Here is a 14,711-nt window from a genome sequence, read left to right on the forward strand (position 1 = left end):
GACGCTCTGACCATTGCGCTAAATCTCCTGATTCAGCTTATGACTCACCGGCACTCTGGTTTTGGCTGGTCGGGGATTGCTTTGCCTGTTGTTTTTGCCAATCAACCTGCAGCAACGAGATCTCAACATGGATGTTCGCCCGTACGCGGTATTCACGCATCAAGCCTCTGGCGCCCTCGGAAAATCTGAGAAGGTCTGCGGCGTACCCAAACGCGGCCTGGCGTTTTTGCTGGCGAACGTCATGTTCTGGCAACCGATGTGGGCGCAGGCTGATGGCATTGTGGTGGCCAACCCGAACACCTCGCTGGATCGCGCCGGCAACGGCGTGCCGATCATCAATATCGCCACGCCTAATGCCAGTGGCCTGTCGCACAACCAGTTCCACGACTACAACGTCGGTGCGCAGGGTCTGATCCTCAACAACGGCTCGACGCAGAATAATCTCACCCAGTTGGGCGGGCATATCGTCGACAACCCGAACCTGAAAAACAGCGGTTCGGCGCAGGCGATTCTCAACGAAGTCATCAGCGGTAACCCGAGCCAGTTGCGCGGCTACACCGAAGTGGCGGGGCAGTCAGCGCGGGTCATCGTCGCCAACCCTTACGGCATTACCTGTAATGGCTGCGGTTTCATCAACTCGCCACGGGTGACCTTGACCACCGGTAAACCAGTGCTCGACAACGGTCGGCTGGATCGTTTTCAGGTTGATCAGGGTTCGGTGGCCATCGAAGGTGCAGGCCTCAACGCGACCAACGTCGACCGTTTCGAAATCATCACCCGCAGCGCAAAGATCAACGCGCAACTGCAGGCGCAGAACCTGACGATTGTCGCCGGGCGCAACGACGTCAACGCACAAACCCTGAATGCCACCGCCCGCGCCGATGACGGCAGCAGCAAACCGCAACTCGCCATCGACTCCTCGGCGCTGGGCGGCATGTACGCCGGGGCGATCAAACTGGTCGGCACCGAGGCCGGTGTCGGCGTGAAACTCGACGGCAAGCTGATTGCCAGCGGCGGTGATATTCAACTCGATGCCAACGGTCAGTTGAGTCTGGCCGACACCTCGGCCACTGGCGCGGTCAACGTCAAGGCCGCCAGCCTCGACGCGCGCGGCCCGGTTTACGCCGGCACCGCGCTCAACGTGCAAACCCAAGGCAACCTGACCAACCGCCAGACCCTCGCGGCCCGCGACAGCATCAGCCTCAGCGCGAGCGGCCAACTGACCAACGCCGGCGCCATCGAAGCCGGAGTCAATGCCGACGGCAGCCGCAATGCCAGCGGCGACCTGAGCCTCACCGCGCAGAATCTCGACAACACCGGCAAAAGCCTCACCGCCAGCCGCAATCTGACGGTCAACACCGCGCAAACCCTGAACAACCAGAGTGGCACGCTCAATGGGCAAACCACCGTCATCACGGCGGCGACACTGAACAACAGCAACGGCGAGATTGCCAGCAGCGGCACCACCCGGCTCAACGCCGGTACGGTGAACAACCGCAGCGGCCAGATTCTCGGCGACCTGGGCCTGAATATCGACCTCAGCGGTGCCATGGACAATCGCGACGGCGTACTCGGTTCTGCCCAGTCGGTGAGTTTCACAGCCGCCAGCCTGGATAATCGAGATGCCGGCGCGCTGGTCAGCGATGGTTACCTGACCGCGCGCGTCAGCGGGTTGCTCGATAACCGCAACAAAGGTGAGATCACCGCCAAAGGCGCCATCGATGCGCAGACCGGCAGCCTCGACAACCGCGACGGCAAAGTCATCGGCAAAACCACCTTGGCATTGCGCAGTGATTCGGCGGATAACCGCGTTGGAACAATTCAGGCCGACCAGCAACTGACGCTGAATGTCGGTCAACTCGACAACCGCGACAAAGGCAAGGTCAGCGGCAAGGCCGGGATCGCTTACTCCGGCTTACGTCTGGATAACAGCGGCGGCTTGATCAGCGCTGTCGGCCCGGTCACGCTCACTGTCGCCGAGGTGCAAAACGCGCTGGGGCGTATTTCCAGTCAGGGTGATCTGCTCGCCACAATTGGTCTTTTGCAACAGCAGGGCGGTGCACTGGTGGCGCAGGGCAACCTGAGTCTGACGGGCAAAACCCTCGATAACCGCAACGGCGGGTTGGTGGGCACCACGAAAGCACTCACGGTGAATGTCGAAGAAATCGACAACCGCGCCGGGGAACTCTCCGCCAGCCAGTTATTGACCCTCACCGGACAGCGTCTGAACAACGCCGACGCTGGCAAGGTCCTCGCTGGCAAGAACCTGGCGCTGGCAGTCGCTACGGTCAACAACCAGAACAAGGGGCTGATCAGCGCCAAAGGGGCGGCGACGGTAACGGGCCGCGTGCTGGATAACAGCAACGGCAACCTCGAAATTCTCAGTGGCCTGGACATTACCCTCGACGAAGCTTTGCTCAACGTACAAGGTCTCATCAGCAGTGAGGGTTCATTGACCGCTCATGCCGGTCGTATCGACAACAGTGCCGGTAGTCTGGGCAGTGCCGGTGAGCTGCTGTTGAACAGTCGTGGCGATCTGCTCAATCAGGCCGGTTCGATCAGCACTGACAGCAGTTTGACCCTCAACAGTGACCGTCTCGATAACAGTCGCAAAGGTTTGATCTCCAGCAAGGCAATCGCCCGGCTCGGCAGCGGCGATTTCGATAACAGCCAGAGCGGCCAGGTGGTCAGTGGTGCAGCGCTGGATATCAGGGCAAAGCAGGTCAATAACGGCACAGGACGAATTGCCAGCCAGCAGGCCCTGACGATGTCGGTCAGCGGGCTGGATCAGCAGGGCGGTGAACTGTTCAGCAAGGCTGATCTGACCCTCGACCTGAACAACGGCCAGTTGAATAATCAGAAAGGTTTGATCAACGCACCTAGTGCGTTGTTGCTGAAAAACCTCAACGGCGTGAACAACCAGGGTGGTGAAATTTCCAGTCAGCAAGCCTTCACGCTGGCAGCACAGGAACTCGATAACAGCAACGGCAAATTGCTCAGCCAGCTGGGGCTGATGCTGCGTATTGCACGAGCGTTGAACAACACCAAAGGCATTATTGCCGGCGCTTCGCTGGACAGTCATAGCGACAGCCTCGACAACCACGAAGGGCTGATCAGCAGCCGTGGCGAGCTATTGCTGGTCACCGAAAAGATGCTGGATAACCAGCTTGGTACGCTCATTGCCGACGGACAACTCACGCTTGCGGCACAGGCGCTGGATAACGCCGGCGGCAACATTGCCAGCAAGGCCGATGCCACCGTCAATGCACAGAGCCTGAACAACCAGAAGGGCCAACTGATCGCCACCGGTGTGCTCGGTCTGACCGCTGAAACACTCGATAACCGCCAAGGTGGACTTCTGGGGGCTACGCAGGCCCTGACCCTCAACAGCGGCGAGATAGACAACCGTGGAGGCGAAATTACCAGCAACTCGACCGTGACGATCACCGCCGACAACGTCGACAACAGCGATGCCGGGCAGATTTTCTCGGGGCAGGCGCTCACGCTGACAGTCGATCGCTTGCTCAATCGCAACAGCGGTCTGATCAATTCCCGATCCCTGTTCAATCTGCACGGACGTGTGCTGGATAACAGCGCTGGCAATCTGTTCAGCCTGCAGCAGGCGCACCTGGATCTGAGTGGTGCATTCGACAACAGTCACGGCAAGGTCAGTAGCGAACGCCAGTTGACGATCAGTACGGCTCAACTGACCAACACCATGGGCAGTCTGTCGAGTGCTGAAGATTTGACGCTCGACAGTCAGGGCGCAGTCGCAAATCAGGGTGGTTCGCTGGTGACTGACGGCGTGCTCAAGCTCGTCAGCACCCGCCTGGATAACAGTCAGAACGGCACAATCAGCGCCAAGGGCGCGGTGACGGTCACCACCGGGGCGTTTGACAACAGCCAGTCTGGACAGCTCAACAGCGCCAGCACGCTGGATCTGCACGCCGCTCAGGTGAATAACCGTGACCGAGGACGTATCGGCAGCGAAGAAGCGCTAACTGCATCGGTCACCGGGCTTGACCAGCAGGGCGGCCAATTGTTCAGCAAAACCAGCCTGAGCCTGGACATGAACAACGGTCAGTTGAACAACCAGAATGGCCTTATCAACGCGCCCGGTGCCTTGCTGCTCAAACAATTGAATGGCGTCAACAATCAGGGCGGTGAGATCTCCAGCAAACAGGCCTTCACGTTGACTGCGCAAAACCTGGATAACAGCAATGGCAGGCTTTTAAGCAGTCAGGGCCTGACGTTACGCATTGCCAATGCGCTGGATAACGTCAAAGGCTTGATCGGCGCGACGTCGATTGACGTTCGCAGCGCCAGTTTGAACAACAGCGGTGGCAGTCTGGACAGCCGAGGCAGGCTTGATCTGACCGTCGACGGCGTGTTGCGCAACGACGCCAATGGCGTGATCAACGCCGATAAAGCGCTGCAGATCAGCAGTGGCGATTTGAGCAATGACGGCGGGATGATACTGGCGGTGGACGCCATCACCTTAAACGCCATGGCGTTGAACAACCGTAACAACGGTTTGATCAACAGTCGCGGGACGCTGTCACTGACCGGTACGACCCTGGATTCCAGCAACGGCGGCGAGGTGTCCGCCAAGGATGATATCCATCTCACGCTGACCGCACTGACCCAGAACGGTGGCCGCTTACTGGGCGAAAAGGCCGTCACGGTGAATCTGGCGGATGGTGATCTCGACAACCGTAACGGTTTGCTCACAGCCAACGGCTTGCTGACCCTTGAACGTCTGCGTGATCTCGATAACGACAGCGGCGAAATCTCCAGCAGCCTCGGATTCGACGTGGTTGCACGGAACGTGATCAACAACGCTGGCAAGTTGATCAGCAGCCAGAAACTGACCCTCGACGGCACTCGTCTGGTCAACCGCAACGGCTTGATTTCAGGTTGGGAAGGCCTGGTCGTCAAAGGCGCCAGCCTCGATAACCGCAGCGGTGGCACGCTCTCCAGTCGCAATGGCAATGTGTTCGTGGCCATGCAGGGTGACCTGCTCAACAGCGGTTCTGGCGCTCTGGTCAGTCATGGCAGGCTGAACGTCGAGGCCGGCAGTCTGGACAACAGCGACAAAGGCATTATCAGCAGTGGCGAGGGCCAGACACTGGCGGTGGACGGGACGCTCAATAACGCTGGGGGGGGCCTGATCGACAGCGGCGCCGCACTGACTATCAACAGCGCCACATTGAGTAACGTCGGCGGTACGGTCAATGCGCAACAGGCGATCGATGTCGGCGCAACGGGGCTGGACAACAGTAACGGCCAGATCGTCAGTGATGCTGCGATCAACCTCCGGCTTTCCGGAAAACTGAACAACAGCGCCGGCAAACTGGCCGGCGCGGGGCCTTTGAGCATCAAAGGCGTTACCGATCTGGGCAACCGCAACGGTCAACTGATCAGCCAGAGCACACTGGATCTGCAGGCGCAGTCGCTGGACAACAGCGACAAGGGCACCATTGCCGCCAAGGGCGATCTGACCATCACCGCCAGTGGGACCGTACTCAATCATGGCGATGGCTTGATCTATAGCCAGACCGCCGGTCTGCTGCTCAAGGCCAACAGCCTGACCAACGCCAAAGGCGCAATCCAGAGCCAGAACGGTTTGACACTCGATGTCATCGGCGACCTCGATAACCAGAGCGGCAGAATCATTGCCGAAACCGGTGCCGTCAGTCTCAACGCTGCCAACATCGACAACCGTGGCGGTGTGCTGGCGAGCATAAAAGGCGCATTGGAAGCACGCACTGTTGGCGTCCTGCGCAACGGCGTCGATCTGAACAACAATCGCCAGGGCGGCATCATTCAGGCGCAGGGTCTCAAACTCACGGCTCTGGCCGGATTGAGCAACAATGGCGGGCGGATCTCGGCGCAGGCCGCGGATGTGAGCATTACCACGGCGGCGCTGGATAACGGCAGCGGCGGTCTCTACGCGAAAAACCTGCTCAGCGTGAGCGGCACCCGGCTGGACAACAATGTCGGCCAGATCGCTGGCAATCGTATCGACCTGAATCTGCTCAACGATTTGAACAACCGTGGCGGTGTCATCGAAAGCGACACCACTCTGGCAGTCAAGGCGGCCAGCCTGGATAACCAGACCGGCAAGCTGCGCTCGCTGAGCAACAGTGGCAAAACCGCCTTTCAGATTGGCGGGCTGCTGGACAATCGCTACGGCGTACTGGAAACCGGTAACACCGATTTGACACTGGCCGTCGGCAGCTTTCAGAACAGTGGCGGTCAACTGCTGCATCTGGGCGAGGGCACGTTTGATATTTCCACGGCCAATGTCACCGGCGCAGGCGGCAGTATCGTCACCCGCGGCGGGCTGACCCTCAATGCCGATAGCTGGAGCAACTCCAGCGTGATTCAGGCAGGTCGGTTGAACGTCAACGTCAACAATTTCAGCCAGACTGCCAGTGGTCAGATACTGGCATCCACGCACCTGCAAGGGCGCGGTGGCAACTGGAACAACGACGGCTTGATCGCCAGTGACGGCACTCTGGATGTACAACTGACGGGCAGTTACGGCGGCAATGGCCGGGTTTCAAGCGTGGGTGACCTCACGCTCGGTGCGGCGCAACTGACTGTCAACGAGGCTGCCAGTGTCGCCGGTGGCGGTTTGACCAAGCTCAATGTGGGCGGCCAATTGACCAACATGGGGCGGCTGACATCGGCTGATGCAATGGAAATCAGAGCCGCTACGGTGAGCAATCTCGGCACGCTGGCCAGTGCCAGAAACCTGTTGATCAACGCGCAGAACCTGACGAACAACCGCATCCGCGTCAATCAAGGCTCACTGCTGTTCAGCGGTGGCCATATGAACCTGCAAGTCGGCACCCTGACCAACACTTACAGCGATATGTACAGCCTGGGTGACATCAATGTGTCGGGTTACAACGGTGCCGACCGTGCAGGCCGGATTGACAACCTGTCCGGGCGGATCGAGTCCACTGGCGATATGTCGTTGAAGTCGGCCGTGGTCAACAACAAGATGGAAAACTTCAGCGTCACCACTACCGAGGGCGATTCTTCGTCCATCGGGGTGCGTTGCTTCAACTGTGATTCCGCCCGGCCCAAGCATATGGAGGACGTTGATTCACACCTGGTCTGGCAGCAGACGTTCAACGTCACGGTTTCGGGTGACGCCGATGCTTCGAGCATCACCGCCGGACGTAATCTGAGCGTCACTGGTTCGGAGTTCATCAACTCCAACTCCACCGTGTCCGCGTCGTCCGACATCACCATCAATGTCGATACGTTCAACAACTCCGGCAGTTCGCTGGGCAGCTATTCGTCGCTCAAGTACATCACCAACAAGGCGCCGACCAGGACACTTTGGAGTCAAATTGTCGACTACAACAGCCACAATGATGCAGGTTACAACAAGGACATCCGGTTCTGGACTGCAGGAGGTGCAGAGTCGTCGGTGACACCTTGGCTCAAGAACAACCCCCACATCCTCGAGACCAGTACTCAATATATCGGTACGTATGCAAATGATGCCTCGGGTGGCGGTTATGTCACTTTTGGAGCGTCGCAATATGCTTCAGGGGTTCGCGTGCAGGCGCCGGCGGAAATCATCAACGCCACGCCGTTCCAGACGGTCATTACCGAGTCGGCGGGCAAGACCTATGTCCCGGCGATTGTGCAGGCCGGTGGCAACGTAGTGATCAACGCGACCAACAACATCAGTAACGGCGAACTGAAGTCGTTCAGTGCAACCGCTGCCGGCCCGGGGAAGACAGCCGACACGCGCGCCGGGGGTGGGGCCAAACCTACCGTAATCAGCCTCAACCGCCAATTGCCGCCAGATCTCGCGCAACAACAGGTCAACCCGTTGGCATCCCCCGGATTCGCACTGCCGAGCGGGCAAAACGGCCTGTTCCGCTTGAGCGGTCAAGGCGCCAGTTCGGGCGGCGCAGCGCCGCTGCCCGGTGGTTCGCAGAACTGGACCATCGGCGGCGCGTCAGTCACGCAAACCCAGCGTCAGGCCGAAGTGCCAAGTGGCGGGCGGACACTGACATTTGACTCGATCAACCCGGTCGGCGTGACTGATCGGCAACTGAGCACAGCCGATCGTAAAGGCGCAGATCCGAGCTCCGGCCAGAGCGCCATTGATGTCAGCGTCCAGTTCGGTGGTGGCTCGTCGAGCGGCGTCCCGAGCGCTCCGCTCAAGGACAACACCGGCCAGACGCTGGCCAGGGTACAGGGGCTGCCCAATACCCAGGCGCCATCGAATGCGCACAAGTACTTGATTGAAACCAACCCGGTACTCACCGAACTCAAACAGTTCATGAGTTCCGATTATCTGCTGGCCAAACTCGGTTATGACCCTGACCAAAGTGCCAAGCGCCTGGGCGATGGTTTGTACGAGCAGCGCTTGATTCAGCAGGCGGTGGTCGAGCGCACCGGACAGCGCTTCATTGATGGTCAGACTTCCGATGAGGGCCTGTTCAAGTACCTGATGAACAATGCTATCGCCAGCAAGGATCAACTCAATCTGTCGGTGGGGGTGACGCTCACCGCCGAGCAGGTTGCGGCGCTGACCCACGACATCGTCTGGCTCGAAGAGCACGAAGTGAATGGCGAGAAAGTGCTGGTGCCGGTGCTCTATCTGGCTCAGGCCAATAATCGGCTGGCGCCAAATGGTGCGTTGATCCAGGGCACTAACGTCAAGTTGATTGCTGGCAACGATCTGCAAAACGCTGGCACCCTGCGAGCCAGTAACAACCTGACAGCGGCAGCCGGCAATGACTTGGTCAATAGCGGCCTGATCGAGGCGGGCAACCGTCTCGACTTGCTGGCCGGCAACAGCATTGTCAACCAATCGGGCGGCATCATCACCGGGCGCGATGTCAATCTGGTCGCGGTGAAGGGCGACATCATCAACGAGCGCACGGTGACCAGCAGCGGTTTTGCCACACAGGGCTACTCACAGCATCGTGAGTACCTCGACAATGCATCACGCATCGAGGCCACCAACGATCTGAAAGCCAGTGCCGGCCGCGACTTCATCAGCACCGGCAGTGCACTGGTCAGTGGGCGCGATACCGTGATCGAGGCGGGGCGCGACGCGAGCATCGTTTCGGCGCAAAGCAACAATTCCGCGTTTACCGGTGCCACCACCAGCAGCGTTCATCAGGTCGGTTCGACTGCCACGGCCGGACGCGATTTTACCGTCAATGCCGGTCGGGATCTGTCGGTGATCGGCAGTCAGATCAGCGCCCAGCGTGATATCGGCATGAGCGCCGACCGTGATCTGTTGATCGTCTCGGCCGAAGAGGAATCCCATTCCTATTACAAATCGAAAAAGGTCACCGCGCAGGAAGACCATATTGATCAGATTGCCAGTTCGATCAGCGCCGGTGGCAAGGCCGGGTTCACCTCAGGTAAAGACCTGACCGTGGTGTCGAGCCGGATCACCGCAGGCGACGAAGCCTATCTGTTCGCCGGCAATGACATCAATGTGTTGGCCGCCGAGGATTACGACTATTCGCTGTACGACAAAAAGAAAAAAGGCAGCCTGGGACGCAAGGAAACCCGGCGTGACGAGGTGACCAAAGTCACCCATATCGGCAGTGAAATCAGCAGTGGCGGCGATTTGACGATTGCCAGTGGCGGTGATCAGCTCTATCAGGCGGCCAACCTGAAGGCCGGCAAGGACCTGACCATCAGCAGCGGCGGTGACCTGATCTTCGAAAGTGTCACCGACCTGAAAAAGGAGAGCCACGAGAAAAGCAAGAGCAGTCTGGCCTGGACCTCAGCCAAAGGCGCCGGGCAGACCGACGAAAGCATTCGCCAGAGTCATCTGCTTGCGGCCGGTGACATCGTTATCAAGGCGGCCGGCGACATTCGTATCGATGTCAAGGAAGTCAACCAGAAGACCGTGGCCGACAGCATCGATGCGATGGTCAAGGCTGATCCGCAACTGGCATGGCTCAAGGACATGCAGAACCGCGGCGACATCGACTGGCGCATGATCAAGGAAGTGCATGACCAGTGGGACTACGAAAGTTCCGGCATGGGCATGGGCGCCGCGATTGCCGTGGCGATCATTGTCACGGTGTTGACGGCCGGCGCCGCGAGCGCGGCAGTCGGCGGCACTCTGGCATCCGGAACCGGATCGACGTTCGCAGCGGCGACAGCAACCACCGCTGCCGGCGTTGGCAACGTTGCCTTGACTGCGGTGATCACCTCGATGGCCAGTACGGCGGCAGTCAGCGCTATCAACAACAAGGGCAATCTGGCCGACACCCTCAAAGACGTGCTCTCGGAAGAAAACATCAAGAGTTATGTCACGGCGGCGATCATTGCCGGTGCCGGCTCCTATACCAACACCTGGGGCAAAGTGACCGGGCCGCAGGGCAACCTGATCACCCAGAATGTCACCGAGCGACTCAAGGCTTATGCGGTCAATACCGCGCTCAAGGGGTTGCTGACCGGCGACGGCAGCGACAAGTCATGGCTGACCATTGCCGGCACCGGTGCGCTGGCGGAAATCTATGCGTACTGGACCGGTCGCGGACCTGATATCCGGCCGGGTGAAGACCGTGCGGGCGGCCCTAAATTCACGGAACTCGAGAATGGTCTGGTGCCACGCGAATGGATCAATGGCGAGTGGGTCGAGGGCAAGAACATTGGTCTGAATCAAGAATGTGCATCGTTGCTGGCGGTCTGTCACGGCACACTGATCAGCAATATTGCCAACTCGGTACCGGGCATGAATGCCTTTGCCACGTTGCATGACACCTGGATGGATAAGCTGATCATTGCCAAGAATGGCGTGGACATGACGTGGTATGAAAACGTCGGCAGCATGCCGCCGGCGTTAGTCGTCAACTACGGTGCGCTGTATGACCAGTATCGGCCATTGATTGAACAGACCAAGCGTGAAGCCAGGCAGTGACGCCATGGTCTCTAGAAGTACTCGGGCCTGGCTCGAGTACTTCAGCGAGTAGCTTTTTTGACGGCTTTTCTATTGATTACTGCTCATGGCAGCAACCGGAATTGCTGCCGCCTTCATACCGATCATGATGCCGCACCCACTCCATGATCTCGTCCTCATTCCTGCCCTTGGGCGTGAGGTCGAGATAGTTGTAGGCGCCGACCAGCATGTCGAGACCGCGAGCGTAGGTCGAGTAGGTATGGAAAATCTCCCCAGCCTCATCACGATAAAACACACTCAACCCCGGCATTTCTTCCTCGGCGCTGTCAGTCTTTTCGTAGTTGTACGTAGCCTTTCCGGCCGCGACATCCTCAGCCCGGGCGCACACGCCGAAGTCATAGTTGAAGTCGCAGCCTTCTGAAGACACCCAGTCGAACTTCCAGCCCATGCGCCGTTTAAAGTCCTGGAACTCGTTGAACGGCGCATGAGATACCGCAACCACGGCGATGTCGTGATGAGCCAGATGCTGGTTGGCACCGTCGATGTGGTCGCTGAGGAACGAGCAGCCCTGACAGCCTTCCTCCCAGTCCTTGGCAAACATGAAGTGATAAACCACTAATTGGCTGTGTTTGCCGAACAGATCAGCCAGCTTTAATTCGCCGCTCGGCCCTTGGAAGTGGTAGTCCTTGTCGACCTTCACCCATGGCAATGCGCGACGTTTGGCGCTGAGGCGGTCGCGTTCTTTGGTGAAGGCTTTTTCGTCGGCGAGATGTTGCTTACGCGCGGCGAGCCATTCTTCGCGCGATACCACCGGATGATGCTCAACGTTCATGATGATTTCTCCTGCGGGGGTTGAAACCGTCTGTTTCAGACTAGTCGTTTAACCCTGCGGGAAATCGACAGACCGCCGGTCGGTCGCCTCGGGAAATGCGGCTGAACGGCTGGGAACCGCTCAGGTCACAACCTATGAACGCGCCATAAATCACGCGCACCGGAGGTTGGATCAGGATGACGACTTATAACTGGGATTTGATTGAACGCTTACTGCACGAAGTGCAGAACAGTGCCGGCCACAGTTTTGCCCCTCGGGCCTACGCCGAAGACTATGCGGCGGAGAAAGCCAGTGCGGGCGAACCGATCGAGAACCTTGATCACCTGAAAACGCTGGCTTGCGACTATGAAAGGCTGCTGCTGTTGCGCGGCTACATCGCACCGCGTCCGGACGAAGAGGGCAGCACCGGAAACAATTTTGTCCTGACCCCGCGCGGTTCCAGCCTGCTGAGCCTGATCGACAGCAGCATTCCCGGCAACGATCACCCGCGTCAGGTGCTGGATGAGCAGGAGGATGCGCTGGCCGAGGCCACGTTTGATGAAGTGGCATCTAAAGCTCAGATCGCCTGAGTCCAAAGGTATCCCCATGTGGGAGCGAGCCTGCTCGCGAATACGGTCTGTCAGTGACATTTGAAGTAACTGATGCACCGCTTTCGCGAGCAGGCTCGCTCCCACATTGATCTTCGTGTTGTTCAGGTTTTTTGCGCAGCCTTCAGGCATTTGAGGTCGTTGAAGTCTTTGCGCACGCCTTCGATCTTCTTCAACAAGCGCTGACGCTGTTGCGGCGTACTCTCGGCCATCAAGTCCACCGCCAGCGAGCGTCCCTGCGCTTCAGTATCGGCGAAGGCCTTGCGGTAATCCGCTGTCCATAAACTCTCTCGATTGACCAGAAGAGTCTCGATTCTCTGTGGGAATTCGGGGCTTTTGCGTTGCGCCACGGCAGCACTGAATTGCTTCTGCCAATGGGCGCGATTGGCGATCCATTGGGTGTACTGATCGCCCAACGCGGTCGACCAGGCCATGACCCGCTGTTCCTGGGTGGCGCTCAAGGGGCCGAGCCAGTCATTCAAGCGTTTAACCATCCGCGCGCCACGCTCGGCAATTTGTTGATCAAGCGGTGGTTTGAGGTACTCCTGCTGACGCTTGCGCAGATCCTTGGCAAACGCGTCATTCATCTCGGCCACTTGCTTGTCATCCAGACCTTGCAACAGCTCAATGGCCGAAGGGGTGATCTCTCGAGCGGTTTCGGCAATGGCCTGCTTGGCTTCCGTCGTGCGCGCCTGTAACGCGGCATCGGTGACCTGATTGGTTTCGACCATGGTCTGCAGGCGATCAAGCCAGTCCAGATAACCCGGCAATTGCGTGGTGCAATGCCAGCTCAGGTGATCCTTGAGGCGTTCGTTGAACCAGTCTTTCTGCTCGCCGTTCATGTCCAGGTAATCGCCGAGCGTCCACGGAATAATGACGTCGAGATTGCGATAGGCCAGGCCGACGCGACTGCAAGCGCCGAGGGCGAGGGTGAAAATCAGTAGAGCGGCGATGTGCTTGAACCAGCGAGACATGGGCGAATCCTTGCGTGAGCCTGGCTTCGAGGGACTGATTCCTATGTGAACGCAGAATGAACCCGGCAGTTCAGCCGATCAATAGAACGCGCGGGCAGCCTTGAGGGTGACGAGACCGTCGCACTCGCTGTTGTGCCCGGAATAGGCTGAGCAATCGCTGCCGCTGAGGCTGGAGTTACTGTAGATCAGGTCGAGGTCGACGCCCATGAACGGTCGGGACAATTTCACTGACCAGTCGGTAAAACTGCTGACATAACCACCGTCCACGGCGACGGGCGTGTTCAGTTGGTGGGTGGTGTATTTCATGCTGACGCCGATGCCGAACGGTTGATTGCCGCCAAGGTCGGCAAACAAGGTGTTGTTCTGTTTGTCCGGGTCGTTGCTCAAGGCCACGCCGAAACGACTGCCGAGCAAGGTCAGGCCACCGAACAGCTCCTGACTGTCGAGGGTGTCTACTTCGGGATAGCTGTAGTGGATCATGCCGACTTCGTAGCCAAGGATCTGATCGAAAGGCTGTTTAAAGCCGACGTAGGAGTCGATCTCGAGGTTCTTGCCAGGTGTGATGCCCATGCTCGGCGCGTACTGGCCAACGTAGAGACCACTGTCGTGGCTGAGGTCGAGGCCGCCGTGGAACGAACCGACGGCTGCCGGTTTGACCAGGCCCTGAGCCATGCTACGCGTGGGCGTGGTGCCGAGTTTGAGATCGAAATCGCCCAGTTCTCGCTGGAAAATCTGCGCGTGCGCAGTCGCGCAAGCCAGCAGGCCTACAAGTGATAAACAGGAAGATTTGCGCATGCGTCACTCCATGAACAGCGCGGGCAGGGTGGCGGGCCTGCTGAAACGCTTGATCTAGACGCGTGCAAGGATACCGGCGAATGATCGGCATTGAAGGCCATTCGTCGATTTACAAGAATTTTTGTTTAAAGCGAAGGGGATATTGCGGGGTGCCAGTCCAGGCGCTTCGAAGCTCAAAGCGCCTCTGGACGGGTGTAAAACCGGATGTTACTTCTTGCCCAGGCTGATCTGCTTGGACGGGCCGAATGTCTGGCCACTGACGCCTTTGGCAATTTGTTGAATCTCGCCGCCGGACTTGAGGAACGCCGCAATCTGATCGTTGATCGATTCGCTGGTTTCAACGGCTGGAGCTGGCTTTGCTTTGCTGGTGGATGCTTTTACACGCATGGCGGCCATTAACCTGTAGAAAAGTAACTCGGCCAGGCATCGTACAGGAATAACTTGACAATTGCTTGGTAAATATCCCCGGGAATAACCCACCGCTGTACTGCATTATTCTCGATTAAATATTCGAAATATCCGGCTAACCTGCTGTTTTAAATAAGAACATTCAGGTTTGCAGGCATTGAAATATTCAACCGCGAGCGCTGGGGTCTGCCTGACGAGCGGCACCTCAG

6 protein-coding genes are annotated in these 14,711 nt (G+C 58.5%); 2 read left to right on the forward strand and 4 right to left on the reverse strand.

Translation table 11 applies throughout. The features are described from left to right. Positions 1–127 precede the first annotated feature (127 nt). Positions 128–10,927 (forward strand): two-partner secretion domain-containing protein, encoded by a 10,800-nt coding sequence (locus AB4N44_RS24735; RefSeq protein ID WP_316917820.1) that lies wholly within the window; start codon positions 128–130, stop codon positions 10,925–10,927. 76 nt (positions 10,928–11,003) lie between these two features. On the opposite strand, the gene AB4N44_RS24740 is transcribed toward AB4N44_RS24735, so the two are convergent. After that, a complete protein-coding gene (locus AB4N44_RS24740; RefSeq protein ID WP_460107098.1) occupies positions 11,004–11,738 on the reverse strand; it encodes a DUF899 domain-containing protein in 735 nt (244 codons plus the stop codon). Positions 11,739–11,914: 176 nt separating this feature from the next. Between AB4N44_RS24740 and AB4N44_RS24745 the strand changes: the two genes are divergently transcribed. Beyond that, a complete protein-coding gene (locus AB4N44_RS24745) occupies positions 11,915–12,307 on the forward strand; it encodes a hypothetical protein (protein WP_034153215.1) in 393 nt (130 codons plus the stop codon). A gap of 122 nt (positions 12,308–12,429) precedes the next feature. On the opposite strand, the gene AB4N44_RS24750 is transcribed toward AB4N44_RS24745, so the two are convergent. From AB4N44_RS24750 to AB4N44_RS24760, 3 genes are all read right to left on the reverse strand, one after another. Next, positions 12,430–13,299, reverse strand: coding sequence for a DUF6279 family lipoprotein (locus AB4N44_RS24750; RefSeq protein ID WP_150749292.1), 870 nt, complete (start codon positions 13,297–13,299; stop codon positions 12,430–12,432). Positions 13,300–13,377: 78 nt separating this feature from the next. Beyond that, positions 13,378–14,094, reverse strand: coding sequence for a TorF family putative porin (locus tag AB4N44_RS24755; RefSeq protein WP_460107097.1), 717 nt, complete (start codon positions 14,092–14,094; stop codon positions 13,378–13,380). A 207-nt stretch (positions 14,095–14,301) separates the two neighbouring features. Then, positions 14,302–14,490 (reverse strand): hypothetical protein, encoded by a 189-nt coding sequence (locus AB4N44_RS24760; RefSeq protein ID WP_016985943.1) that lies wholly within the window; start codon positions 14,488–14,490, stop codon positions 14,302–14,304. Positions 14,491–14,711: the final 221 nt, after the last annotated feature.

This window comes from Pseudomonas sp. S3_C06, from assembly GCF_054667675.1.

Bases quoted from the DNA above. Each gene is read 5' to 3' on its own strand.
- AB4N44_RS24735 (WP_316917820.1), top strand. From the start codon at position 128: ATGGATGTTCGCCCGTACGCGGTATTCACGCATCAAGCCTCTGGCGCC.
- AB4N44_RS24740 (WP_460107098.1), bottom strand. From the start codon at position 11,738: ATGAACGTTGAGCATCATCCGGTGGTATCGCGCGAAGAATGGCTCGCC.
- AB4N44_RS24745 (WP_034153215.1), top strand. From the start codon at position 11,915: ATGACGACTTATAACTGGGATTTGATTGAACGCTTACTGCACGAAGTG.
- AB4N44_RS24750 (WP_150749292.1), bottom strand. From the start codon at position 13,299: ATGTCTCGCTGGTTCAAGCACATCGCCGCTCTACTGATTTTCACCCTC.
- AB4N44_RS24755 (WP_460107097.1), bottom strand. From the start codon at position 14,094: ATGCGCAAATCTTCCTGTTTATCACTTGTAGGCCTGCTGGCTTGCGCG.
- AB4N44_RS24760 (WP_016985943.1), bottom strand. From the start codon at position 14,490: ATGGCCGCCATGCGTGTAAAAGCATCCACCAGCAAAGCAAAGCCAGCT.